The following is a 24398-nucleotide window of genomic DNA, read 5'->3' as shown; positions in this document are numbered from 1 at the left end:
CTCTGCTTTGCAAGTCTGGATGGCGTGTTCTCAACCAGAAAGGTTTAAATCCTTGGGATAACGCTCGGGCCCTACATTCTTGTACTCATTGTTCTGTTGCCGTTTCTTGGCAGCCTGGCGTCGGCGTTCATTCTCAATACGACTTCTCGCGATCTACCAGTTGCGGTTGCAGCAACGGTAACCGCCTGCTGTCTCGCCCTTTGTATTCTGGCTTATCCGAACGTCGTCGACGGAAACGTGCTGCGCTTCGAAGCGGAATGGCTCCCGCAGTTCGGCCTTAACTTCACGCTGCGCATGGATGGTTTCGCCTGGATTTTCTCCACGCTGATCACCGCCATCGGTTTGCTGGTTGTTCTGTATGCCCGTTATTACATGTCGGAAGACGATCCGATCCCTCGATTCTTCTCGTTTCTTTTGGCGTTCATGGGCGCCATGCTTGGGATTGTCGTATCCGGCAACGTTATCTTGCTCTCCGTATTCTGGGAGCTCACAAGCATTTTCTCGTTCCTGCTGATCAGCTACTGGCACCACAATGCTGCAGCCCGCGATGGTGCGCGAATGGCGCTGACCATCACCGGTATCGGTGGCTTTTGCCTGCTGGTCGGTATGCTTCTGCTGGGTAACATCACCGGCACATATGATCTCGACAAGATCCTTGCTTCCGGCGACATGATCCGCGAACATCCACTCTATCTTCCGACACTGATTTTCATTCTTCTCGGCGCTTTGACCAAAAGCGCGCAGTTTCCGTTTCATTTCTGGCTGCCAAATGCGATGGCGGCACCGACCCCGGTTTCGGCCTTCCTCCACTCGGCAACCATGGTAAAGGCCGGCGTGTTTTTGCTGGTCCGTTTATGGCCCGCGCTTTCCGGTACATATGAATGGTTTTTCCTGGTCGGCCTTGCCGGAATGCTAACGCTCTTGCTGGGGGCCTATTTCGCCATTTTCCAGCAGGACTTGAAGGGGCTTCTGGCGTACTCGACAATCAGCCATCTAGGACTGATCACCACTCTGCTGAGCCTCGGTAGTCCGCTCGCGACCGTGGCCGCCATTTTTCATATGCTGAATCACGCGACCTTCAAGGCCTCGCTTTTCATGGCTGCGGGGATCATCGACCATGAAACGGGAACACGTGACATGCGCCGTCTCAGCGGCCTTTTGCGCTACCTACCCATTACGGCAACGCTTGCAATGGTCGCAAGTGCAGCCATGGCTGGAGTGCCGCTGTTGAACGGCTTTCTCTCGAAGGAGATGTTTTTCGCAGAAGCCGTCGAAACGCACGCCGATTCCTGGCTTGACCGGATCCTCCCCTATGTGGCGACGCTTGCTGGCGCGTTCAGCGTCACGTATTCACTTCGTTTCATTCATACCGTGTTTTTCGGACCGAAGCCTGAAGGTCTGCCAAAGTCGGAGCCGCACGAGCCGCCGCACTGGATGCGCTTCCCGATCGAGTTTCTCGTCATCGTCTGCCTCATCGTCGGGATCGTCCCCTCGATTTCTATCGCACCCTTTCTGTCGACTGCGGTCATGAGCGTACTCGGTGCAAAGACGCCTGAATACAGCCTTGCGATCTGGCACGGTTTCAACATCCCTCTTCTGATGAGCGCCATCGCTCTCATCGGTGGTGTCCTGATCTATGTTGCCATTCGTCGCTATCTGGCGACGTGTGAGGATGGACCGCCCTTCATTCGCCGTCTGCGCGGGCAGCGAATATTCGAGCGCGTTCTCGTTGCCGTTTCCTGGCGCTGGGCACGCTGGGCTGAGAGCAGGATTGGCACCCGCAATCTTCAGCCGCAACTGCGCTGGATTGTTTTTATCGGGTTCCTTGCCGGGTTGTTACCGCTATGGTTTGCGGGTTTCGAAGCGCGGCCTTTCGTCTTCACCGGCGTCGACCCAGCCTTCGCCGTGCTTTGGGTGCTGGGTGCGGGAATGTCGCTGGCTGCAGCCTATCTCGCCAAGTATCACCGGCTGGCGGCACTTGTCCTCCTGGGCGGCGTCGGCCTGGTCGTTTGCATAACATTCGTCTGGCTCTCTGCGCCTGATCTGGCGATCACCCAATTGCTGGTAGAAGTCGTGACGACCGTTCTGATTCTGTTGGGTTTGCGCTGGCTACCAAAACGGAATGCGCAATTGGTCGACCAGATGACGATTCGCGCACGGGCGCGGCGTTTCCGGGATCTGGTGCTCGCTGTTTCCTGCGGTATCGGCATGTCCTTCACCGCGTTTGCAGTCATGACGATGCCGGTGCCCGATGCGATTGCCAATTATTTCCTTGAGAATGCCTATTCCGAAGGGGGCGGGCGTAACGTCGTCAATGTCATTCTGGTCGATTTTCGCGGCTTCGACACGATGGGCGAAATTGCTGTGCTTGGTGTCGTCGCGTTGACCGTCTATGCGCTTCTGCGACGTTTCCGCCCAGCTGCCGACAGCTTTGCCGTGCCTGAACAGCAACGTATTCAGGCTCGGTTCGATGAGGAGCAGCCGGAACGTGCTCCGGGCGACACTGTGCGCGACTACCTGCTCGTACCATCCGTGATCATGCAATGGATGTTCCCCGTCATCATCACATTCGCGGTCTATCTTTTCATGCGCGGACATGACATGCCGGGCGGTGGATTCTCGGCGGGATTGACGATGTCGATCGCCTTCCTTCTCCAGTATCTCGCTGGGGGTACGCGCTGGGCGGAGGATCGCATCCGTATCCTGCCGCTTCGCTGGATGGGGGTCGGCCTCCTGACTGCAATGGCAACAGGAATGGGGGCCTGGCTGCTGGGCTATCCCTTCCTCACCTCGCATTTCCAGTATCTCGACCTGCCTCTTGTCGGCAAAGTACCGGCAGCGACCGCGCTCCTGTTCGATCTCGGCGTCTTCATGCTCGTTGTGGGCTCGACGGTGCTCATACTCGTGGCACTCGCGCACCAGTCGATCCGCATCAATCGCTTGCGGGCCATTGAAGCGGCCAAGGCGGAGGAAACCTGATGGAACTCATTTTATCTCTTGCCATCGGTGTGATGACTGGCTGCGGAGTCTGGCTGATCCTGCGTCCACGTACGTATCAGGTGATCGTCGGGCTTTCGCTTCTGTCCTACGCTGTGAATCTTTTCATTTTTGGCGTCGGCGGGGTGAAGAGCAACATGCCTCCGATCCTGTCGGACGATGTTCTTCCTGCCACACTTTCCGATCCGGTTCCGCAGGCATTGGTGCTGACGGCTATCGTCATCGGTTTCGCAACGACAGCTTTGTTCCTCGTTGTTCTTCTCGCATCCCGCGGGCTGACCGGTAACGACCATGTCGACGGACGCGAGGAACAGCGATGATCCAGTGGTCGCATCATCTGATTATCGCACCCATCCTTGTGCCTCTCCTCGCAAGCGCTCTGCTGCTCTTTCTGGACGAGCGTCAACGCGTCGCCAAAGCAATGATCAGCGTGATCTCGACGCTGCTTCTCGTAATCATCGCTTTCATACTGTTGAAGATCGAAAGTGGACCGAACGACTTTGGCGGCGTTTATCTGCTCGGGAACTGGGCTGCGCCATTTGGCATTGTCATGGTTCTGGATGGGCTTTCCGCACTCATGCTTTTCCTGGCGGCACTTCTCGGGATTGCGGCGCTGGTCTTCTCGCTTGCACGCTGGCATGCCAAAGGCGCGCATTTTCACAGCATGTTCCAGCTCTTGCTTGCGGGCCTGAACGGAGCCTTTCTAACCGGTGATCTGTTCAATCTCTTCGTCTTCTTCGAAGTCATGCTGGCTGCGTCCTACGGGCTCATGCTCCACGGATCTGGTCCGCTTCGCGTCAAGGCGGGCATGCACTATATTGCGGTCAATCTGGTGGCCGCACTCTTCTTCCTCATTGGTGTCAGTCTGATCTATGGAACGGCCGGCACGTTGAACATGGCGGATCTCGCCGCCCGCCTTCCGCAGATCGAGCCGGATCGCCTCATGCTATTGCAGGCAGGGGCGGGCGTACTTGGCGTGGCATTTCTCATCAAGGCCGGAATGTGGCCACTCTGCTTCTGGCTCCCAACCGCCTACAGTGCCGCCTCGGCCCCCGTCGCTGGAATTTTCGCAATTCTCAGCAAACTCGGCATTTATGTCATCCTTCGGCTGACAATGCTGTTGTTCGGCGATGGGCCGCTGGATGGATTTGGCGCGAACGCGCTTTTGCTAGGTGGCATGGTCACCTTGGTCTACGGCATTATCGGGGTGCTCGCTTCCCAGGCCCTTGGTCGCTTGGCCGGATTTTCGGTTCTTGTGTCATCCGGTACACTCCTGATGGTTCTCGGTATCAATGATGGCGTCGTTTCATCAGGCGCTTTGTTGTATCTCGTCAGTTCGACCTTCACTATCAGTGCGTTTTTCATGCTGATCGAGCTTGTGGAACGAGGTCAGGATGCGGGCGCGAACGTGCTCGCTGTTACCATGGAAGCCTATGGCGAGGGTGACGAGGAGGGTATCGAGGAAGCCGAAGGCGTGACGATGCCTGGAACAATGGCAATTCTCGGACTTTGCTTTGCCGCCTGTGGCATATTGCTTGCCGGACTGCCGCCCCTATCGGGTTTCATAGCGAAATTCGCCATGCTCTCAGCCATGTTCGGTGCTGGCGCAATCGGGGTGCCACCGACCGCTGCGGTATGGACCTTGATCGTTCTCGTTATCCTGTCCGGCGTTGCATCGCTGATCGCCATGACGCGCGTCGGTATCCGGACGTTCTGGAGCTCACTTGAAGGAACCGTTCCACGGGTCCTGGTCATCGAACTGACGCCTGTCATGTTCCTGCTGGCGCTGACTTTGCTGCTGACCGTATGGGCGGGGCCTGCGATGCAGTACATGGATACGACAATCCGCACACTGGGCAACCCTGCCAGTTACATTGAGGCCGTCCAGAAGGCGTATCGGGTTCCGGGATATCAGAGCGCACCGACGAAGGTGGGAGCCCCCTGATGCTTCCGTTCCCCATCCTAACCTTCTGTTTGATGATCATGTGGATGCTTCTCAATGGCTTCACGCTTGGTCACCTTATCCTCGGCTCTTTGGTCGGTTTTGTGGCTGGCTGGGCGCTCGCTTCCTTGCGTCCGGAGAAGCCTCGTCTCAAAAAATGGTATCTTTTGCCGAAACTGGCGGCGATCGTGATCGTAGATATCGTCCGCTCGAATTTTTCCGTGGCTCGATTGATAGTCATGGGAAAGAAAAGGCCTAACTCCTCCGGGTTTATCCTTTTGCCCGTTCAGACGGAAAATCCTTTTGCGCTCGCAGTTCTTGCCGTCATTCTGACATCCACGCCCGGATCGGCCTGGCTGGAATATGACTCACGCAACAAGACGGTGCTTTTGCATGTGCTCGATTTCATCGATCGAGACGAGTGGGTTGCGATGATCAAAAACCGATATGAAGTACTGTTGCTGGAGATTTTTGAATGAGTGCAATCATTCTGCTGACAGCCGTCTCTTTGGCTCAACTCATATTTGCACTTGCAATGGTCATCGCCTCCGTTCGGATGTTACGCGGACCGCGTGCTCAGGATCGGATTATCGCGCTGGACACGCTTTACATCAATGCAATGCTGCTTCTTGTCACATTCGGGATTGGGACAGGAAGGACAGCCTATTTCGAGGCGGCGCTCGTCATCGGAATGTTGGGTTTCGTGGCGACGGTCGCCATGGCGAAATTCCTGATGCGCGGGGAGGTGATTGAATGATGCAGCCGATTTCAGATTTTCCTCTTTGGGCAGCAATCGCGGTCGCCGTCTTTCTCCTGCTTGGTGCGATATTGACATTGATTGGAACGATCGGGTTCCTTCGCCTGCCTAGCTTTTACGAGCGGCTTCATGCGCCCACGCTGGGAACGAGCTGGGGTGTTGGCGGCACGATGGTTGCCTCCATGATCTTTTTTACGGTCGGCACGGAGCGATACGTTATCCACGAGATCCTCATCGGCGTCTTCGTGACAGTGACGACGCCGATAACCTTCATGCTTCTGGCACGAGCTGCTCTTCATCGCGACCGAGCGGAAGGCGATCAGCAGGTTCCTCATAAGATGGATCTCGGAGGTACGCGCGATGCCGACTAATGCATGTCGCGCTCAACCGGATTTGGTTGGGCGGAACGAACACATCAAGTCAAGGTCTTACAGCGTCGTTCGCGCGTTCAATTGAACGCGCCGCGCTGTAGGCGATTGCTCCCCTATAACGCGTCGAATTAATATAAATGGTAACTTATATATACCTAAATATTGCTAATTGATGGCGTGGTCCCGTCTGAGTATATTCGCAGTCAATGGTGAAGCCGCAAGCAAACTATTTGCTACTGTCTATTTCACCAAATTCGGATTCACTGACGTAACCGTTCAGAGGAAACAAAGATAATTTGAAGCATCTACTCGGGCCGCATGCATTTGCGGCCCTTTCTTTTTGCTGCATTACTTCAAATCTATGTCCGATGTGACGATGGCCCATTGTGCCATCTCGCCGAGCGTGGGTCCGGAAGAGAATGACTCCTTGATGGATTCATGCCTTTGAGGCGATTCCTCGCCCTTGCAAAACATGCTGACCAGAACCTCCAGTATTCGCGCCACGCGCGCATCCGCAATGGAATAGTAGATCTGCCGTGATTCGCGACGCGTCTGAACCACGCCTGCCTGCCGCAACTCTGCCAGTTGCTGGGAGAGGCCCGGCTGTTTGAACCCAAGTCCTTCTTGGATTTCGCCGACTGAGGCTTCGCGTCCAGACAGGAAGCAGAGCAGCATCAGTCTGCTTGAGGTTGAAAATAATCTAATAAATTCAGAGGCTTCGCCCGATGCTTCTATCATTTTCTCGAGTGGCAGGCTCGTTTTTGTCATCGTGAGCGCTCCCTGAAGTACCAGATATCCCCCGGTGGGATATCAGATGCGTCGTCAAGCGAAGTGGCGGCAGGCTCCATGAGCTTGTCGCCAACCTTCCAGCCTTCAGGGGTGAGCGCCTGCTCCCGATCCGATGTCTGCAAGGCCTCAACCAACCGCAGAAGCTCCGCAACAGAACGCCCAACCGTCATCGGATACCATACGATAGCGCGGATGATGCCGGTTGCATCGATGACGTAGGTTGCACGGACAGTGGCGCTTCCGGAAGAATGCCGGTCGAGCATGCCGTAGGCACGCGCAATAACCATGCCGGAGTCTTCGATCAGCGGGAAATCAATCCTGACGCCAAATCGCGTCTCTATATCCTGCAGCCAGGCCAGATGAGCATAGAGACTGTCGACCGAGAGCCCCAGAAGGGCACATTTCACACGTTCGAATTCAGGGGCCGCCTTTGCGAAGGCGATGAATTCGCTTGTGCAGACGGATGTAAAGTCGGCTGGATGCGAGAAGAGAAGCAGCCAGCGCCCTCTGTAATCTGACAGCCTCACGAGACCGTGTGTCGAACGTGCTGTGAATTCGGGGGCGGGATCATGAATGCGCAGGGTAGCTGCGCGTTCGGCGGTGCAATCTTCTGACAAGCGAATCTCCTGTTTTGCCAAAGAAATATATCGCGGTCGGCGTCAAACCCAAACCAAACATACATAGTTGCATAGTTACCGTAAATATGTATTAATTGACCAAACGGAGATTGTCGCTATGTCGGATGCGCCGCTGGAATTTGCCTCGAGTATCGTTGTTTCGTCCCTGGAGGAGTCGTCTTCCAGACCGTCGGTGAAATCGTTCTTTGATTCTGCGACCTATACGGTCACGCATGTCGTGCGTGATCCGCGCTCGAGCGCTTGTGCCATTATTGATAGCGTTCTCGATTACGATCCTGCATCAGGTCGGACAATGAATGCATCAGCGCGTGCAGTAATTGATTACGTAAAATCCGAAAGTCTCGAGGTTCAGTGGCTTCTTGAAACGCATGCGCATGCCGACCACCTGTCTGCCGCCCCGCTTTTGCAGAAAGAGCTTGGTGGACAGCTGGCGATTGGTCGCGAAATCATTCGTGTCCAGGAAGTCTTCGGCAAGATCTTCAATGCGGGGACGGAGTTTCAGCGCGACGGCAGTCAGTTCGACCAACTATTCCAGGATGGTGATCGATTCAAGATCGGCTCACTCGATGCGACTGTTCTTCATGTTCCAGGCCACACGCCTGCATGTCTTGCCTATGTGATTGGAGATGCGGTCTTCCCTGGCGATACCTTATTCATGCCGGACTACGGCACTGCCCGTTGTGATTTCCCCGGCGGTGATGCCCGCACCCTGTATCGCTCAATCAGGCGGTTGATGCAGTTGCCCGGTTCTGCGCGCATGTTCCTGTGCCATGACTACAAGGCGCCGGGCCGTGACAATTATGCGTGGGAAACTACGGTCGCGAAGCAACGTCAAGGCAATATTCATGTCCATGACGGGGTAACCGAAGACGAATTTGTGAAAATGCGGACAGAGCGGGACGCGACACTTGCGATGCCGAAGCTCATTCTGCCGTCGGTGCAGGTCAACATGCGCGCGGGCAAGCTGCCTGCGGCGGAAGAAAATGGCGTGCAGTACCTGAAAATTCCGATCAATACGCTTTGAGGACGGCAGTCAGCCATGTCTTATAGTTCATTCTTCTGGCCACTGGCCGGTGGCCTGTTGATCGGTCTGTCGGCCGCAATTTATCTTCTCCTGAATGGCCGCATTGCCGGGATTTCCGGTCTTGCCGCGTCCGCCTTTGGATTGACGGGCTCAGGCATCAGCGGGCTCGGCGTAGGCTTTCTAGGCGGAATTCTTGCAGGGGCAGCACTGGCAGCTTCATTCCTGCGGTTCCCCATTATTGAAGTGTCCTCATCGCCGGTTCTTCTGGTCGCGGGTGGTCTCATCGTTGGCTTCGGCACGCGGCTCGGCTCCGGGTGTACCAGCGGTCACGGTGTGTGCGGTCTGGCGCGCCTGTCTCCACGTTCCATCGTCGCGACAGTGGTTTTCATGTCGGTCGCTGCGGCCACGGTCCTGATCATGCGTCACTTTCCGGGGGGGCGCTCATGAATGCTCGGATTATCGTCGCCGGCGTCGCGGGTATCCTTTTCGGTATCGGTCTGGTCCTCTCGGATATGATCAATCCGGCGCGCGTTCTTGCCTTTCTCGATGTTGCCGGCGATTGGGATCCGTCCCTCGCTTTCGTCATGGGCGGTGCATTGATCCCATCGGCAATCGCGTATCGCATCAAGGCTCGCCTCCAAGCTCCAGTGTTCGATATCTCATTTCATGTTCCTGAAAATCGAAAGCTGGACCGTAAGTTGATCGCAGGCTCTGCCCTCTTTGGACTGGGCTGGGGTCTCGTCGGGTTGTGTCCGGGGCCGGCTTTCGCAGGTCTTGTTTTTGGCAGATGGGAAATCGTTCTTTTCGTCGCCGCGATGATCGGTGGCATGGGAATCCATCGCCTGTTCCAGAACCGTTTTGCGTGACGGCGGGAGATGAGACATGGTTCTTGATCCGATACAATACGGACTAGGGGGGCTCTCAGGTGCGCTGGTTGGCTTTACCCTTGGTCTCTTCGGGGGCGGGGGCTCGATCCTTGCGGTTCCACTTATGGTTTATCTGGTTGGTGTCCCGAATGCGCATATGGCAATCGGTACCAGCGCCTTTGCCGTCTCTGCCAATGCCTTCACAAACCTGTTGGGCCACGCTCGCGCCGGTCATGTGAAATGGCGGTGTGCTGGCGTGTATAGCGTTGCCGGTATTCTGGGAGCATTGGTCGGCTCCACTATCGGTAAGCTCGTCGATGGTCAAAAGCTGCTCATACTGTTTGCCTTCCTGATGATTTCCGTTGGAGTCCTCATGTTCTGGAAGCGCGGAGCGGAGGGGGATCCCGGTGCCCAATGTTCGAGAGAGAACGTTTCCAAAGTCGCTGGCTTTGGTGGGTTAACGGGAATTTTGTCCGGTTTCTTCGGCATTGGCGGAGGTTTTTTAATCGTACCGGGCCTGATTGCGTCTACAGGCATGCCCATTCTGTTCGCCGTTGGTTCTTCCCTTGTGGCAGTCACGGCCTTTGGGCTCACGACCGCCCTGAATTATGCGATCTCGGGTTATGTGGATTGGGCGCTTGCGGGAATTTTCATTGCGGGGGGTGTCGCAGGCGGGTTAGCCGGTGGGGTCGTTGCCGATCATCTGTCTACAAAAAAGGGAACTCTGAATACCCTCTTTGCCGGATTGATTTTCGCGGTCGCTCTTTACATGCTTTATCGTGGTTTCTGGGAGATTCTTGCCTGATACCCTTCAGGGTTGAACTACGAGGTCTTTGATTCTCTGGCTTGAAATGTTCTGGAATCTGTCGGTATGCTTTAGGAAGCGGTGGGCCTTGAGCACGCTTGGTTCACCCGACCTCCCCAGAGAAGGAACAACAAGATGACCTATTCGAACCGCCTGCGCGCTTCTGCGGTGGCGCTTGGTATTGTCATGGCCGGCACTTTTGGTGCGGCCGCACAGGCCAAGACCCTGACAATCTCATGGTGGGGCTATAACGGCGACAAGCTGAATGCCAACATCATCGCGCCGTTCAAGAAGATCTGCGGCTGCGACATCGTTTTCGAGACCGGCAACAACGCTGATCGTCTCAACAAGCTGAAGCTCCGCGATGGAAAGGGCGTCGATGTCATATACCTGACCGACAGTTTCTCGCAGATCGGAATCGCCGAAGGCCTCTTCCAGAAGGTTGATCCAGCAAAGCTGCCGAACCTCGCCGATCTCTATGATATCGCCAAGAACCCGCAAGGCGGTTACGGCCCCGCCTATACCATTGGGCGTGTTGGCATCGTCTACGACAGTGCCAAGGTCAATCCACCGATTACCTCTTGGAACGATCTTTGGCGGGCCGACCTCAAGGGTGCCGTCACGCTTCCGGGTATCACGACGACGGCTGGACCGATGGTGGTGCTGCAGGCTGGCAAAAACGCCAAGGTTGATGCTTTCAGCGATGCGGACAAGGCGTTCGAATCGATCGGCAAGCTGAAGGCCAACGTTACGAAGAACTACAACACCGGGTCGGAAATGGTGAATCTCGTCTCCACGGGCGAAGCCAAGGTTGCCGTCACGCAGGACTTCACACTGGCCTCGCTGAAGGCTGCAGTCCCGACAATGACTTGGGCGCAGCTCTCGGATGGCGATATCGCGACGCTCAACACAGTCAATATTCCGAAGGGCTCGGAGAATGTCGAACTGGCCTATCAGTTCATCAACTTCATTCTCTCCAAGGAAATCCAGCAGATCGAGGCGGAGCAGGGCGTTGACGCGCCAGTGTCGACGAAGGTGCAACTGACGCCGGAGCAGGCCAAAATCTGGACCTACGGGGCAGACATGATCTCCAAACTGAACCGTTTGGACTATGTGAAGCTGAACCAAGCGAAAACCGATTGGATTGATCGCTGGAACGAAATCTTCAGCAAGTAAGTCCGGATATTTGATGATATTTGGTGTCGGCCCGGTATTTTGCCAGGCCGACACACTTGATTGCACTGCAACATTTGGGCATTCTTGCTCCCTGGACGCGGCATGTGCCGTGAAAATTCTCCATTGAAATCTGGAAATCGCTCCCAATGAATGCTTGCGGACAGGTGGCTTCGAAACAAGATGGTTAAACGTTTAAGCCCTTGGCTTTTGGCGGGTCCCGCGACATTTCTGGTTCTGATCTTCTTGATCTTTCCTGTCGGTTCCACACTTTTGGCAACGTTGACGGATGCCAAGGGTTGGCTCGCTCCATATACGGCTTTCTTCAACAGCAGCCTGCGCCGCACGGTCCTGATGCGCACAATCGAGATTTCACTCATTACGACGGTTATCTCGGTCGTTCTTGGTTTTATCGCCGCCTATGTGGTTGCGCATATGCCGGGACGCCTGAAGAGTATCATGATTATCGCCGCTGTCTTTCCGCTTTTGACGGGCGTCGTGGTCCGTTCATTTGCGTGGTTGATCCTGCTTGGAAAGAACGGAATTTTGAATTCGGCGCTTCTTTCGCTTGGGCTGATCGCGGAGCCGTTTTCCATGCTCTACACCAAGGGCGCTGTCATTGCGGCCATGGTTTATCTGTTCGTACCGTTGATGATCCTGACCCTTGCAGGTGTCCTGGAAGGTATCCCCAAGGATGTGGTTGAGGCCGCGTCTTCGCTGGGCGCCACGCCGTTTGCCGTCTTCCGCCAGGTCATCCTGCCGCTTGCCATGCCGGGCCTCATCATTGGCGCCGTACTGGTTTTCACCGGAAGCTTTACCTCCTATGCCACTCCGCAACTTTTGGGCGGCGAACGCCAGATGATGATGGGAACCTTCCTCTATCAGCGGGCGATGGTGACGTTTGACTGGACTGGAGCCTCAACGGTTGCCGCCATCATGGTTGTCGTGACGATTGCCATCGTTGTCCTGATGACGCGGCTTGCGCGCCGCATGAACCCCATGGCGGCATGATCATGCAGACGAAACTTCACCCCGCACTGATTGCGATTGCCTCTCTGATTTTCCTGATTTTGATCGCGCCCTTGTTCATCATTCTGGGAGCGGCCGTCAGTGATACGCCATTCCTGACCTTTCCGCCTCAGGGTTTTACGCTGAAGTGGTTCAGCAATATCTTCCAGATCGAGGCCTTCCGCACCACAGCCATCACCAGCCTCCAGATCGCGTTTCTCGGAACATTTCTGGCTCTGCTGATCGGTATACCTGCGGCATATGCCTTGAACAGGTTCAAGATCCGTCTTCCATCCTGGCTTTCCAACGTCTTCGTCCTGCCAATTCTCGTGCCGGAAATTGTGCTTGGATTCTCTTTGATGAAGAACATCACGATCGGTCTGCAATTGCCGGTCTACACGACGCTGCTGCTCGGTCATACACTTCTGGTGCTGCCCTATGCGGTGCGAGTGGTGGGCGCGAGCCTCGCATCCTTTGATTTCTCCATTGAGGAGGCGGCAATCAGCTTGGGGTGCCCGCCGTTGAAAACCTTCCTCACCGTTGTGCTGCCCAATATCAGCGCCGGTGTGGTCGCCGCATTTATTCTCGCCTTCATCACATCGATCAACGATGTTTCGATCTCGCTTTTTCTCACCGGCCCAGGAGTTTCCACGCTGCCGATCCAGATTCTTGCGCATATGGAACAGTTCTTCGACCCCACCATCGCCTCGGTCTCGGTTCTCCTGATGCTGCTGACCGTTGGCGTGATGGCCATTGTAGAAGCCACCCTTGGCCTTACCTTCCTGACAAAGTGAACCGCTGTGACCGTATCTCTGACGCTCGAAAATGTTTCCGCCCATTACGGCTCCACGCAGGTGCTGAAGGATCTCACGCTTGCGGTGGCTGCCGGTGAACTTGTGTCTCTTCTGGGCGCCAGTGGGTGTGGCAAGACCACGACATTGCGGCTTGTGGCCGGGTTTCTTCAGCCAAGCAGCGGGACGATCCGCCTTGGCGACCGGGATCTTACACGCCTTCCCGCGCATCAGCGCGATATCGGCCTGGTATTCCAGAATTACGCCCTGTTCCCGCATCTTTCTGTCCGCGACAACGTGGCATTCGGATTGAAGCAGCGGGGAGTTGACGCGGCGGAGCGGAAAAAGCGCGCAGACCGCATGCTGGAGCGCGTCGGTCTTTCGAGCTTTGCAGACCGCATGCCCGCTGCCTTGTCCGGAGGTCAGAAGCAGCGCGTCGCGCTGGCCCGCGCTCTCGTCATCGAGCCGCCTCTGCTGATGTTCGATGAGCCGCTCTCAAATCTTGACGCTAAGCTGCGTGTCGACATGCGTGTCGAGATCCGACGCCTGCAACGGGCGAATGGCACGACCTCGCTCTACGTCACGCATGATCAGGAAGAGGCTTTTTCGATATCCGACCGTGTCGCCATCATGAATGCTGGCCGCATCATGCAGCTTGATACGCCGGAAGTGCTGTACCAGCGACCAGCCAATAGCTTCGTCGCGCGGTTCGTCGGGTTTGAAAATCTGATCGACATGACCGTCGTTGAGCGTCTCGGCGAAACGGTCACGGCCCGCACCAGGGACGGCGCACTGCTTCAGCTGTCGCAGGAACGCCTCGGGGCAATACCGGATCGATTCATTCTGGCTGCACGACCGGACGGTTTGGCCGTAGCGCGAGACGGAAGCGGAATTCCGGTAACCCTGGGAATCCGCACCTATCTTGGCCGCGCCTATCAGTACCAGTGCACAGCCGAGGGGCAAAGCTATCTCGGGAATGGCTCTCTCAGCGAACCGCTGGAGACGGGGGATCGCGCCGTTCTTTCACCAGTCCCGGAACAGTGCTGTATTCTGCCCGCAGACGTGTGATTCTCAGTCAGCCGGTCAGAAGACGACCGGCTGCACCTGTCCTGTCTGAACGTTTACGAGCCCTTGCGGAGCGTAATCGCTTGGCGCAACGAGTACCCAGCGCCACGGTGCGCATGTGAGAGTTGCAAAGGCCAAACGCTCTGGAAAACCGGGAAACCAGCGTGGGCTGAAGGTCGGTTCATACATCCAGTCGATTTTTTCGCCTTCCGCATAAAGCGTCTGCATCTCCTCATGCAAGGCTTGTGGCGGGCGGCACGTCATCAGTCCCGCCACCTCGTAGCGAACGGTCGCGACCACCTCTCCATCTCTGACAAGCGCCCAGCCACCGTCATTGGCGGCAATGGCGTTCACGGCTTTCGCCATGGCTTCATCAGAGGAGCCCACGCACCAGATATTATGCTTGTCATGCGCCATGGAGCAGGCAAGAGCCGTATTCTGCGTGCGAGGTCCGCAACCGATCCAGAACATTTTCGAGACGGCGCCCTTGCCCGAAAAGCGATCGACCACCGAAAACTTGGTAATGTTGCGGCTCTCGTCCCGCTGGACCTGCCCATCCGCGACCGGCAGTTCGAAGGTCAGAAAATCGTCATTCCAGTGAAACGGGCGCAGGATCGCGGCATGCATAGTTTCGCGCCCCGGCTCAGCATGGATGGCAAAATCCGAAGCGGTGAGGTCGCGTCCAATATTGATTGTCTTGGTCGCCCATTCCGGCCAGTCGATCTTTGGAACATCGAGCAGATACCTCTTGCCCTCAGAAACGTGCTGCCCATCAGCCCAGACTTTTGCGATCTCGAACCTCTGTACATCAGACAAGAGAACGATATCCGCGTAACGTCCCGGCGCGATCGATCCGACCCAGGGCGTTAGTCGCATGTGGCGAGCGGGATTGATGGTCGCGCACTGGATCGCGATTTCGGGTGCCAGTCCAGACTCGATAGCCAGCCGGACGTTATAGTCGGTTGCACCGATTTTCAGTGTATCCGATGCGCTGCGATCGTCCGTGGTGAAGGCGATCTGCGACCAGTCCTGGAGGCCCTTCTCCAAGAGACCCTTGATCACATCCGGCAGGCTGTGTGGGCGCAATTCCATGAACAGTCCATGGGTGAGCTTGTCCCAGAACTCTTCGAACGTCCACGCTTCGTGATCTGACGAAAGTCCGGCAGCGGCGAACGCGTTGATAGTGGGAATGTCGCGAATGCCAGCGGCATGTCCTTCCACGACGCCGCGCTGCTCGAAGGTGGCGCGGATCATCCCCCATAGCCGTTCATAAGAGGGATTGTCGCGGTTCCAGACGGCGGGCCAGTCCATAACCTCGTCAAGACCGGCAACCATGAGGCTTTCCTTGAGAAAGGCCTTCTGCTCGTCATAGCCAAGAAAGCCGCCACCGTGCTCGTATCCTGTTGGCGGTACGGCAGAGCCAGGCAAGGGAAAGATTTTGAGCGGCGATCCGGCCTCGCGTGCCTTCAGCCAGAATTCCAGCGTCTTGGCACCGTTCACGTTGGAAAACTCGTGGCTCGCCTCGCAGGTCCAGGTGTTGCCGCGGGGAAGCACAAGCGCTGCCTCGTATTCCGGTGTCAGATGTGAACTTTCGATATGCTTGTGGACCTCGCCCAAACCAGGGATTGCCGCCAGATCCGGTTCATGGACGCGCCGTGCGGTCTGGCCCGGATAGGTTCCTGCCGGACCGACATAGGCGATACGCCGGCCTTTGATGACGATCTCCTGATCCAGGCTCCAGGTGCGAGTCGCCACATCCAGAAGACGACCCACACGCAGGGCGATATCCGCAGGCTGTTTGCCGAGTGCAACGAGCGTCAACTCCTGACGGATTGCCACCTCTGCCGCTGAACTCGGGTTGATGTCCAAAGAGTGGCGGTTGGACGTACTGGTCATCGGGAAACTCCCTCGCTGGATGCGAGTACTGAAGGAAACTAAATCAGTTCAATGGAATAGATGCTTCACCGTAGTGCGGCAACTGCCAAATTAGCCGGTGGATCTCATACCGTGACACCTTCTTTTCCGTCTTCTTCGATGCGGCGGATAATCGGATAGACCACCTGACCGTCCTCTTCCCCGCGGGGAAAGTGCCCATCCCGGTGTCGCTTTTCGGCTTCCTTGTAGCCTGCGGGGCTGACGCCAATGTAGTGCTTGAACATGCGTGAGAAATAATAGCTATCCGCATAACCCACCATTTCCGCTGTATGTTTTACCGAGCGGCCAGCGGCCAGCAGGCCCATGGCACGTTCCATGCGCTTGAATTCCTGATATTTTGTTGGGGTTAGTCCAACTTGCCTTCGGAAGACGCGGCGGAAGTAATCGAGGTTGTAAGGAATCGAGGCTAGTACGATATCCACGATTGAGTCATTCAGCGGCTCGGCGGCAATACGGCTTGCGGCCACCATCACGGCGAGCGAAAGCGCGTCCGGGTTATCCACCGCCGGTTCCACCTGCTGGCGCCAACCAATGAACGCCGCCTCGATATACGCGATGAGAAAGACCATGAACATATGATGCTGGGCGAGGGTCGTCGATGAGAGAGGAGCCGTCTCCCGATAGTGGCTGACGAGCGGTTCCAGCATCTCCCAACGCGGCAGATGCACTGCGCGTCGTAGCTCCATCTGCTGGATCATATCCATTCGTCCGAATACATCCAGCGTAAAGTGTTGCGCGGCGCCGGTGTAAAGTTCGGATGACGTAGAGCGGCCGATGAAGCGGGTATTGGCGTCGATCAACAGGGCCATTCCGGGCTTCATATGCACGATCTCATCGCCGACCGAATAAGTCGCAGAGCCTGTAAGACATATGATAAGATCATGGACGCTATTTGATTTATCGATCATCCACGTCGGGGTGTGTAACATCTTGATAGTAGAGCGGGTAAGCTTCAAGGTCAGGGCGTGGACCGGAATAGCGCCGAGTGTGCCATGTTCGCTTTTATCCATCTTTTTGTCCCGAAGCCTCTATTCTCTTAAACTCGTATGACAAGGATATTACGCCCAACTGACGGAGTTGAACAGCTCCGTTGCCTGTTCAACGGGAGGAGCGGGTCAAGATCGTACCAATCACGCGAATTTTCGCTGTGCAGGTGGGGTTTTACCGACGACTTTAGATGCAGATTTCAGACTATAAGATTGTTGATCGTCCGGCCAATTGCGTGAGTGCTTCTAGACTCAAGTCTGGGGCTGGTCCGATGACGCAAATGCCGAATGCAGATTGCCCGAACTCGTATGACATGTTCTTCGGGCGCAGGAAATCCGGAGGTTCGGCATGAGCGGAGACAGCCGTTTCCTGGGGCTGGTTTACCTATCGCCCTACATCATCGGCCTGCTGGTGTTTACGGCACTGCCGTTCGCCGCATCCTTCTATCTGAGCTTTACGGACTACAACCTCATGAGCGCGCCGGTGTTTACCGGTATCGAGAACTACGTAAAGCTGTTTACCAGCGATCGTACGTTCCGCAAATCGCTCTGGGTGACGCTTGTCTACGTATTCACCACTGTTCCGCTGAAGCTTGCCTTCGCGCTCTTCATCGCAGTTATCCTGAACTACAAGCTGAAGTTCATCAATTTCTTCAGAACCGCCTTCTATGTGCCGTCGATCCTGGGTGGCTCCATCGCCATCGCCGTCATGTGGCGCTATCTGTTTGCCGATGTTGGCATCGTGAACATGGGCCTGGCTGCCATCGGCTTCGAGCCGGTCAACTGGTTCGGCGATCCAACCAATGCGCTGTTCACCATCACGCTTCTGCGGCTCTGGCAATTCGGCTCGGCCATGGTGATCTTCCTTGCGGCTTTGCAGAGCATCGACAAGTCTCTCTATGAGGCTGCCTCGATCGACGGTGCAGGCAAATTTGCCACCTTCTGGCACATCACCATGCCGCTGATCACGCCAGTCATCTTCTTCAACCTGATCATGCAGATGGTTCAGGCCTTCCAGGAGTTCAACGGCCCCTACATCATCACGCAGGGCGGTCCGCTGAAATCGACCTATCTCCTGCCACTCTACATCTACGAAGAGGCCTTTAAGCGCTTCGACATGGGTTACGCCTCCGCGATCGCCTGGGTTCTCTTTGCCATCATCATGGTCCTGACCGTCATCGCCTTCTGGTCCTCGCGCCATTGGGTTTACTACGCCGGCGACAAGAGGAGCTGATCCCGTGACAGATCACGCACTTTCCACTCCACTTTCCGTTGATCGCGAAGCGGAGCAGATCTTGAAGGCGCAGCGTCGCCGCCAGATCATCAGCGCCACTCTTCGCTATGGTGTGCTGTTTTCCGTTGGCCTGGTCATGCTCTATCCGCTGATCTGGCTGATTGGGGCTTCGTTCAAGCCAAACTCTGAGATCTTTGCAGGCGCCGGCTTCATTCCGCATGAGGGAACGGTCGCCGGTTATGTCAACGGCTGGCAAACATCGACGCCCTACACGTTCGGTCGCTTTTTCTGGAATACCTTCCTGATCGTGATCCCGAAGATCATCGGCACGGCGATCTCCTGCACCGCCGTGGCCTACGGTTTCGCCCGCTTCGATTTTCCAGGCAAGAAGATCCTGTTCGCGTCATTGATCGCGACGCTGCTCTTGCCGAACGTCGTAACGCGCATTCCGCAATATCTCTTGTTCCGCGATCTGGGCTGGCTTGATAGCTTCCTGCCGCTGTGGGTTCCATCTGCCTTCGCGGGTGATGCCTTCTTCGTCTTCATGCTCGTTCAGTTCCTGCGCGCCATTCCGCGCGACATGGAAGAGGCTGCTCGCGTGGATGGCGCTTCCACCTGGCAGGTTCTGCTGTTCATCGTGGTGCCGCTTCTGACGCCTGCTTTGATCTCGGTCTGCCTGTTCCAGTTCATGTGGACGATGAACGACTTCCTCGGTCCGCTCATCTACATCTCGTCGGTCGACAAATTCCCTGTCTCGCTGGCGCTCAAACTCTCGATCGATACCACCGAAGCCTTCGAGTGGAACCGCATCCTGGCCATGTCCGTGCTCACCATCATGCCTGCGCTGATAGTGTTCTTCGTGGCTCAGAAATATTTCATCGAAGGCATCTCCGCCGGTGGCGTGAAAGGATAAGACCATGGCTCGCTTGCAGCTTAGAAATCTTGAAAAGGATTATGGCGGCTTCAAAGCCGTGCATGGGATCAACCTCGATGTGAACGACGGCGAGTTCATGGTTCTGGTCGGGCCATCCGGTTGCGCCAAATCTACGACCTTGCGCATGATCGCGGGTCTTGAGCGGGTCACGGGCGGAGAAATCCGTATCGGCGATAACCTCGTCAACGACAAGGCACCCGGCGAGCGCGGTATTGCCATGGTGTTCCAGAATTATGCCCTTTATCCGCACATGAAGGTGCGAAAAAATCTCTCTTTCGGTTTGCGTCTGAAACGTCGTCCGAAGGATGAGATCGAGCAGGCGACCCGCGACGTGTCCAATATTCTCGAAATCGGGGATTATCTGGAGCGCCTCCCAAAGCAGCTTTCCGGTGGGCAGGCGCAGCGCGTCGCAGTGGGCCGCGCGCTCATCAAGAAGCCGCAGGTCTTTCTGTTCGATGAGCCGCTTTCCAACCTCGATGCGAAACTTCGCGCCTCAATGCGCGTCCGTATCACTGATCTTCACAAGCAGCTAAAGGCGGATGGTCTGCAATCCACCGTTGTCTATGTGACTCACGACCAGACGGAAGCCATGACCATGGGCGACCGCATATGCGTGATGAAAGAAGGCCGCATCATGCAGGTGGCCGATCCCGTCACGCTGTATAATCGTCCGGCCAATGCCTTTGTCGCAGGCTTTATCGGCAGCCCTGAAATGAACCTTCTGGATGCGGAACTGGCAGATACCACTCTTTCTATCGGCAGCCAGCGCCTTCTACTTGGATCGGACGTCATGGCGCGTTTGAGCCAGACCGCAGCGAAGCGCCTGACGCTTGGCGTTCGTCCGCAGCACTTCCGCGTGGCGTCGCCCGAGGAGACCGGCACGCTTGCTGGCAAGGTTTCCCACGTCGAGTTCATGGGCCACGAGGTTTATCTCTACGTGAAGGTCGAGGGCTGCCAGGTCATCGCCGTGGTGCCGTCTGCCCAGTACGATCGTAGCAAGATCAGCGGCGATACGGTCTATCTCGCACCGCAATCGGAAAACATCCATTTGTTCGACCGCATGAGCGGCGAGAACATCTCACTAGCCAAGCTTGATTAAACGCGTTCGGGGAGGAACGACCATGAAACTGACGAAACTTTTGCTCGCAACAGCCTTCGCAGCCACCAGCCTTGGGCAGGTTAGCCAGGCTGCCGATCTGCGAATGTCCTGGTGGGGCGGGGACAGCCGACATAAGGTGACACAGGAGGCTCTAAAGGTCTGCGGCGAGAAGTATGGGCACAAGATTGCTGCCGAGTTTACCGGCTTCGACGGCCATCTGGAAAAGGTGACCACGCAGATCGCAGGCGGGACCGAAGCCGATATCATGCAGATCAACTGGCCGTGGCTGCCGCTCTTCTCTATCAAAGGCGATGGCTTTGCCGATCTCAACCAGTTCAAGGATGTTATCGACCTCAGCCAGTGGTCGGCTGACGATCTGGCTGCTGGCACGATGAACGGCAAGCTGAACGGCTTGTCTGTATCGACGACGGGCCGCGTGTTCATGTTCAACAAGACGGCGCTCGACAAGGCAGGCGTTGCAATTCCCACCACCTGGGACGAACTCTTCAAGGCCGCCAAGGCGGTGAAGGAAAAGATCGGCCCTGATGCCTATCCGATGAATGCGGTCAAGGAGACGGCGGTTCTTCTAATCTCGCTGAATGCGACACAGTCGACGGGCAAGGATCTGGTCGATCCCGCAACCAAGAAGGTCGCCTGGAGCGCAGCGGAGCTAGCCAAGTCAATCGATTTCTATGGCAAGCTGGTGAAGGACGGCGTGGTCATGTCCCAGAAGGCGGTTGCCGCGGAAGGGAACCTCAACCTGTTTGAAAGCCCCAAATGGGCGGATGGCCGCATTTCCGGTTCCTATGAATGGGATTCGACCTTCTCCAAATATGCCGATCCACTGAAGGGCCAGAAGCTGGAGCCTGTCGCCATTCTCAAGGCAAGCGATGCGAAGACCGATGGTGTCTATCGCAAGCCCTCCATGGTCTTCTCGATCTCGAAGCGCTCGAAAGACCCGAAGGCTGCCGCCCAAATCGTCAACTGCTTGCTGAATGAGCCGGAAGCCATCAAGATCCTCGGTACTTCTCGCGGCCTTCCCGCCAGCAAGATTGCAGCCAAGACCTTGACGGATGGCGGTAAGATTGAGGCGGAACTTTTGAAGGCGCATGACATCATCGTCAAGGCGAGCGGCCCGACGGTCTCGCCGCTGAACGAGCATCCGGAAATCCGCTCCGTCTTCCTCGATGCGCTTGAAGAATACGCTTACGGACAGATTGATTCCAAGGAAGCCGCAGAAACCATCATTGATGGCGTGAACGGCGTCCTGAAGAAATTCTGATCCTCCCAGGGCCTCGCGCGCGCATGTCGCGCGGGGCCATCCTCTTTCCTTCCGAGGACATATCCATGTCGCGACTAGCGCTGATTGCCGTGAGCACCCGCACGGCGACCGTCAGCATCGATGCCGAACAGAGCCACTTTTTCCTACCCGCACTGGTAGACTGGTGTCTGATCAATGATGAAAATGAGACCGTTGCGACCGGGGTTGCCGATCGGGCCGTATTCACGATCCACGATCTGCAACCTTCGACACGATATCGCCTCCTGTGCGACAGAGAAGAGCTTGGTGTCGAAACGAGTAGGGAGAGCAGGCTCGTCAACATCGTCAACGAGGGTGCATCACCGGAATTGGACGATAATGCGCCACGTATACAAGCGGCGATCAATATGCTTCCGAATGATGCCACACTTGTCATTCCCGCTGGTACGTTCCGCACCGGGCCTCTGTTCCTGAAGAGCAGAATGACTTTGCTTCTGGAGGAAGGCGCTGTTCTCCTCGGTCATGAAAACCGGAAGCACTATCCTATCTTGCCTGCGCGACATGCCGACGGTCGCATTCTTGGAACTTGGGAAGGCGTGGCGGAAGCCTGCTTCGCCAGTCTCATAACCGCCATCGATTGCCAGAGGCTCAACATCACGGGTGCCGGTGTGATCAACGGTGGCGCCGATGCAGCCGATTGGTGGACGTGGCCGAAGGAAACCCGCGATGGCGCAAGGCGTCCCCGCACACTGTTCGTTTCGCATTCTGACCAAGTCCACGTGACTGGTTTGACGATATGCAATTCACCTTCCTGGACCGTTCATCCCGTCTTCTGCCGGGACTTTCTGGCTGCGGATCTGGACATATCCAACGATCCCCATTCGCCTAACACCGACGGTTTGAACCCGGAATGCAGCCGGGATGTTCGGTTGACGGGCATTCATTTTTCGGTCGGCGATGACTGTATCGCCATTAAGGCGGGCAAGAGAGATCCGAAAGGCGGACTGGACCAACCTTGCGAAGGCATTCTCATCGAGAATTGCCATATGCAGCGCGGGCATGGCGGCGTCGTCATCGGAAGCGAGATGAGCGGCACGGTGCGGGACGTTACGATCCGCAGATGTTCGCTGCGGGAAACTGATCGTGGCCTGCGCATCAAGACGAGGCGCGGACGCGGTGGTCAGGTGAGCAATGTTTCGCTGGACGATTGCTACATGGACCAGGTTGCAACGCCGCTCGTGATCAACGCATTCTATTTTTGTGATGCTGACGGAAAGTCCGATTACGTTCAGTCCCGCTCTCCGCTTCCTCTCACCGATGCTACGCCGATGATCTCCAGGATCCATCTTCGAAATGTCGTGGCGGACAACGTGGGCGTTGCCGCAGCCGCATTTTATGGCCTGCCAGAAGCGCCCGTGACAGGCATTTCAATCGAGAACTACCGGGTCACATTCGATCCGAATGCCAAACCGGATGTGCCGGACATGGCCTGCGGGTTCCTCCCCATCCGTCATGGCGGGATCATTGCAGAAAATGCCGAATTCGATCGCCGTGATGGCATTGTACTGACACCTACTTTGCTGAGTGTTTCCGCATGAACATAAACCTGCCTGACTATTTCGATGCGTATGCCCGAGACTACAGCCTCTACAAGGGAGGAGCCTCCTGCTACGAAGACGGCTGTCTGTATCGCGGTCTCATCATGCTGTACGAGGCAACGGGCGAGGAGCGCTGGTTCCGTCATCTTCAGCGGCTCGCAGACGCGCAGGTCGGGCCGAACGGTGAGCTGGCTGGCTATACGGCCGATGAATACAACATCGACAACGTGCTTCCTGGTCGTGCGTTTCTCTACCTTGCGGAGCGCACCGGCGACGATCGCTATCGCAGAGCGGCGGATCTGCTGGCGAAACAGCTGGAAACACATCCGCGGATTGATGCCGGACCGCATTGGCACAAACTACGCTACCCGCATCAGGTCTGGCTGGATGGCCTTTACATGGCTTTGCCATTCAAAGCGGAATATGCGGCTGCCGCCCGGCAGCCTGGGCTTGCCGAGCAGGCACTTGGCGAAATGCTGACGGCGCTTCGCCTGACTGAAGACAAGGATGCCAATCTCTATCGCCACGGCTACGATGAATCGCGGCAACAGAAATGGGCTGATCCGGTGACAGGTCTTTCACCCGCACATTGGGGACGCTCCCTCGGCTGGTTGGCCATGGCGCTCGTCGATCTGATCGACGCCTTGCCACCCGGAACCTCTACCGATCAGCTTTCTGCTAAGTTGCTGTCCCTTCTGCTGCGGCTACAGGAACTGCAACTTTCTGATGGCCGCTGGCTGCAGGTCATCGACCAGCCGGAGCTCCCCGGCAATTATGCAGAGAGTTCCGCGACGGCGATGCTGGCCTATGCGTACATGAAGGCTGCGCGCCTGCCCGGATTTTCACCCGCTTTGGCTAATGCCGGTCAAAAAGCTCTGGATGGGTTGATGGCCAGCGCCATGATCAAGAACGCAGATAGCCGAACCGTTCTCGGGAACATCTGCTGCGTGGCGGGGCTTGGTGGTTTCGATGGTAATTACCGGGACGGCACGCCCGAATATTATTTGACCGAGGTTCTGCGAGATGACGACATCAAGGGTGTCGCACCGCTTATGATGGCCTACGCGGAACTCTTCAGCGCAGGCGATGCAATGGCAAGGCAGGACAGGATACCTGCATAGACTT

General features: G+C 56.4%; 24 protein-coding genes. 20 read left to right on the top strand and 4 right to left on the bottom strand.

Annotation, left to right across the window (positions count from 1 at the left end; all coding sequences use genetic code 11):
• Positions 1–57 precede the first annotated feature (57 nt).
• The 6 genes from E8M78_RS00810 to mnhG are packed head-to-tail and all read left to right on the top strand — an operon-like array spanning position 58 to position 6067.
• Entirely contained in the window at positions 58–2979 is a 2922-nt protein-coding gene (locus E8M78_RS00810) for a monovalent cation/H+ antiporter subunit A (RefSeq protein ID WP_137133237.1), read from the top strand.
• Entirely contained in the window at positions 2979–3317 is a 339-nt protein-coding gene (locus E8M78_RS00805) for a Na+/H+ antiporter subunit C (RefSeq protein ID WP_062556794.1), read from the top strand. Before E8M78_RS00810 ends, E8M78_RS00805 begins: the two co-directional genes overlap by 1 nt.
• Positions 3314–4942 carry a monovalent cation/H+ antiporter subunit D gene (locus tag E8M78_RS00800; protein ID WP_137133236.1) on the top strand — a complete coding sequence of 543 codons (1629 nt, stop codon included), beginning with the start codon at positions 3314–3316 and terminating at the stop codon, positions 4940–4942. The genes E8M78_RS00805 and E8M78_RS00800 overlap by 4 nt, the downstream gene beginning before the upstream one ends.
• Positions 4942–5418: a Na+/H+ antiporter subunit E gene (locus E8M78_RS00795; RefSeq protein ID WP_137133235.1), complete on the top strand. Its 477-nt coding sequence runs from the start codon at positions 4942–4944 to the stop codon at positions 5416–5418. The genes E8M78_RS00800 and E8M78_RS00795 overlap by 1 nt, the downstream gene beginning before the upstream one ends.
• The gene (locus tag E8M78_RS00790; RefSeq protein ID WP_137133234.1) at positions 5415–5696 is read left to right on the top strand and encodes a K+/H+ antiporter subunit F; all 282 of its coding nucleotides are present in this window, start codon (positions 5415–5417) and stop codon (positions 5694–5696) included. Before E8M78_RS00795 ends, E8M78_RS00790 begins: the two co-directional genes overlap by 4 nt.
• Positions 5693–6067: a monovalent cation/H(+) antiporter subunit G gene (gene mnhG / locus E8M78_RS00785; RefSeq protein WP_137133233.1), complete on the top strand. Its 375-nt coding sequence runs from the start codon at positions 5693–5695 to the stop codon at positions 6065–6067. Before E8M78_RS00790 ends, mnhG begins: the two co-directional genes overlap by 4 nt.
• 348 nt (positions 6068–6415) lie before the next feature.
• Here mnhG and E8M78_RS00780 read toward each other — a convergent pair whose 3' ends face one another.
• Both E8M78_RS00780 and E8M78_RS00775 read right to left on the bottom strand, forming a co-directional pair.
• Complete coding sequence (locus E8M78_RS00780) at positions 6416–6805, bottom strand: metalloregulator ArsR/SmtB family transcription factor (RefSeq protein WP_281405041.1); 390 nt, start codon at positions 6803–6805, stop codon at positions 6416–6418.
• Between the two features lie 26 nt (positions 6806–6831).
• Positions 6832–7473, bottom strand: coding sequence for a peroxiredoxin (locus E8M78_RS00775; RefSeq protein WP_170973277.1), 642 nt, complete (start codon positions 7471–7473; stop codon positions 6832–6834).
• Between the two features lie 118 nt (positions 7474–7591).
• On the opposite strand from E8M78_RS00775, the gene E8M78_RS00770 reads away from it, so the two are divergent.
• From E8M78_RS00770 to E8M78_RS00735, 8 genes are all read left to right on the top strand, one after another.
• Positions 7592–8518, top strand: coding sequence for an MBL fold metallo-hydrolase (locus E8M78_RS00770; RefSeq protein ID WP_137133231.1), 927 nt, complete (start codon positions 7592–7594; stop codon positions 8516–8518).
• Positions 8519–8533: 15 nt separating this feature from the next.
• Positions 8534–8965, top strand: a complete 432-nt coding sequence (locus E8M78_RS00765) for a YeeE/YedE thiosulfate transporter family protein (protein ID WP_137133230.1) — start codon at positions 8534–8536, stop codon at positions 8963–8965.
• Positions 8962–9384 (top strand): YeeE/YedE family protein, encoded by a 423-nt coding sequence (locus tag E8M78_RS00760; RefSeq protein WP_137133229.1) that lies wholly within the window; start codon positions 8962–8964, stop codon positions 9382–9384. Before E8M78_RS00765 ends, E8M78_RS00760 begins: the two co-directional genes overlap by 4 nt.
• 16 nt (positions 9385–9400) lie before the next feature.
• Complete coding sequence (locus E8M78_RS00755) at positions 9401–10189, top strand: sulfite exporter TauE/SafE family protein (protein WP_137133228.1); 789 nt, start codon at positions 9401–9403, stop codon at positions 10187–10189.
• A 186-nt stretch (positions 10190–10375) separates the two neighbouring features.
• Positions 10376–11365, top strand: coding sequence for a polyamine ABC transporter substrate-binding protein (locus E8M78_RS00750; RefSeq protein WP_246658177.1), 990 nt, complete (start codon positions 10376–10378; stop codon positions 11363–11365).
• 180 nt (positions 11366–11545) lie between these two features.
• On the top strand, positions 11546–12373 hold the full coding sequence (locus E8M78_RS00745; RefSeq protein WP_137133226.1) for an ABC transporter permease: 828 nt from the start codon (positions 11546–11548) through the stop codon (positions 12371–12373).
• Positions 12373–13164, top strand: a complete 792-nt coding sequence (locus E8M78_RS00740) for an ABC transporter permease (RefSeq protein WP_062556927.1) — start codon at positions 12373–12375, stop codon at positions 13162–13164. The genes E8M78_RS00745 and E8M78_RS00740 overlap by 1 nt, the downstream gene beginning before the upstream one ends.
• A gap of 6 nt (positions 13165–13170) precedes the next feature.
• Positions 13171–14229: an ABC transporter ATP-binding protein gene (locus E8M78_RS00735; protein ID WP_137133225.1), complete on the top strand. Its 1059-nt coding sequence runs from the start codon at positions 13171–13173 to the stop codon at positions 14227–14229.
• A gap of 15 nt (positions 14230–14244) precedes the next feature.
• Here E8M78_RS00735 and E8M78_RS00730 read toward each other — a convergent pair whose 3' ends face one another.
• Positions 14245–16122: an adenine deaminase C-terminal domain-containing protein gene (locus E8M78_RS00730; protein ID WP_137133224.1), complete on the bottom strand. Its 1878-nt coding sequence runs from the start codon at positions 16120–16122 to the stop codon at positions 14245–14247.
• A 104-nt stretch (positions 16123–16226) separates the two neighbouring features.
• Complete coding sequence (locus E8M78_RS00725) at positions 16227–17171, bottom strand: AraC family transcriptional regulator (RefSeq protein WP_137133223.1); 945 nt, start codon at positions 17169–17171, stop codon at positions 16227–16229.
• A 325-nt stretch (positions 17172–17496) separates the two neighbouring features.
• Between E8M78_RS00725 and E8M78_RS00720 the strand changes: the two genes are divergently transcribed.
• From E8M78_RS00720 to E8M78_RS00695, 6 genes are all read left to right on the top strand, one after another.
• Complete coding sequence (locus E8M78_RS00720; protein ID WP_137133222.1) at positions 17497–18381, top strand: sugar ABC transporter permease; 885 nt, start codon at positions 17497–17499, stop codon at positions 18379–18381.
• A 136-nt stretch (positions 18382–18517) separates the two neighbouring features.
• On the top strand, positions 18518–19294 hold the full coding sequence (locus tag E8M78_RS00715; RefSeq protein ID WP_082547355.1) for a carbohydrate ABC transporter permease: 777 nt from the start codon (positions 18518–18520) through the stop codon (positions 19292–19294).
• 4 nt (positions 19295–19298) lie between these two features.
• A complete protein-coding gene (locus E8M78_RS00710) occupies positions 19299–20414 on the top strand; it encodes an ABC transporter ATP-binding protein (protein WP_137133221.1) in 1116 nt (371 codons plus the stop codon).
• A gap of 22 nt (positions 20415–20436) precedes the next feature.
• The gene (locus E8M78_RS00705) at positions 20437–21696 is read left to right on the top strand and encodes an ABC transporter substrate-binding protein (RefSeq protein WP_137133220.1); all 1260 of its coding nucleotides are present in this window, start codon (positions 20437–20439) and stop codon (positions 21694–21696) included.
• A gap of 65 nt (positions 21697–21761) precedes the next feature.
• A complete protein-coding gene (locus E8M78_RS00700) occupies positions 21762–23273 on the top strand; it encodes a glycoside hydrolase family 28 protein (protein WP_246658168.1) in 1512 nt (503 codons plus the stop codon).
• A gap of 2 nt (positions 23274–23275) precedes the next feature.
• Entirely contained in the window at positions 23276–24394 is a 1119-nt protein-coding gene (locus E8M78_RS00695; RefSeq protein ID WP_170973282.1) for a glycoside hydrolase family 88 protein, read from the top strand.
• Positions 24395–24398 lie beyond the last annotated feature (4 nt).

Origin of the sequence: Rhizobium sp. FKY42 (assembly GCF_005222835.1) — a bacterium.
Taxonomy (GTDB): Bacteria; Pseudomonadota; Alphaproteobacteria; order Rhizobiales; family Rhizobiaceae; genus Neorhizobium.
This window is presented reverse-complemented; position numbering and strand designations above follow the sequence as displayed.

Coding starts and splice junctions, on each gene's coding strand:
- E8M78_RS00805 (WP_062556794.1), top strand. CDS start 2,979: ATGGAACTCATTTTATCTCTTGCCATCGGTGTGATGACTGGCTGCGGA.
- E8M78_RS00800 (WP_137133236.1), top strand. CDS start 3,314: ATGATCCAGTGGTCGCATCATCTGATTATCGCACCCATCCTTGTGCCT.
- E8M78_RS00795 (WP_137133235.1), top strand. CDS start 4,942: ATGCTTCCGTTCCCCATCCTAACCTTCTGTTTGATGATCATGTGGATG.
- E8M78_RS00790 (WP_137133234.1), top strand. CDS start 5,415: ATGAGTGCAATCATTCTGCTGACAGCCGTCTCTTTGGCTCAACTCATA.
- mnhG (WP_137133233.1), top strand. CDS start 5,693: ATGATGCAGCCGATTTCAGATTTTCCTCTTTGGGCAGCAATCGCGGTC.
- E8M78_RS00780 (WP_281405041.1), bottom strand. CDS start 6,805: ATGATAGAAGCATCGGGCGAAGCCTCTGAATTTATTAGATTATTTTCA.
- E8M78_RS00770 (WP_137133231.1), top strand. CDS start 7,592: ATGTCGGATGCGCCGCTGGAATTTGCCTCGAGTATCGTTGTTTCGTCC.
- E8M78_RS00765 (WP_137133230.1), top strand. CDS start 8,534: ATGTCTTATAGTTCATTCTTCTGGCCACTGGCCGGTGGCCTGTTGATC.
- E8M78_RS00760 (WP_137133229.1), top strand. CDS start 8,962: ATGAATGCTCGGATTATCGTCGCCGGCGTCGCGGGTATCCTTTTCGGT.
- E8M78_RS00755 (WP_137133228.1), top strand. CDS start 9,401: ATGGTTCTTGATCCGATACAATACGGACTAGGGGGGCTCTCAGGTGCG.
- E8M78_RS00750 (WP_246658177.1), top strand. CDS start 10,376: ATGGCCGGCACTTTTGGTGCGGCCGCACAGGCCAAGACCCTGACAATC.
- E8M78_RS00745 (WP_137133226.1), top strand. CDS start 11,546: ATGGTTAAACGTTTAAGCCCTTGGCTTTTGGCGGGTCCCGCGACATTT.
- E8M78_RS00730 (WP_137133224.1), bottom strand. CDS start 16,122: ATGACCAGTACGTCCAACCGCCACTCTTTGGACATCAACCCGAGTTCA.
- E8M78_RS00725 (WP_137133223.1), bottom strand. CDS start 17,171: ATGGATAAAAGCGAACATGGCACACTCGGCGCTATTCCGGTCCACGCC.
- E8M78_RS00720 (WP_137133222.1), top strand. CDS start 17,497: ATGAGCGGAGACAGCCGTTTCCTGGGGCTGGTTTACCTATCGCCCTAC.
- E8M78_RS00715 (WP_082547355.1), top strand. CDS start 18,518: ATGCTCTATCCGCTGATCTGGCTGATTGGGGCTTCGTTCAAGCCAAAC.
- E8M78_RS00710 (WP_137133221.1), top strand. CDS start 19,299: ATGGCTCGCTTGCAGCTTAGAAATCTTGAAAAGGATTATGGCGGCTTC.
- E8M78_RS00705 (WP_137133220.1), top strand. CDS start 20,437: ATGAAACTGACGAAACTTTTGCTCGCAACAGCCTTCGCAGCCACCAGC.
- E8M78_RS00700 (WP_246658168.1), top strand. CDS start 21,762: ATGTCGCGACTAGCGCTGATTGCCGTGAGCACCCGCACGGCGACCGTC.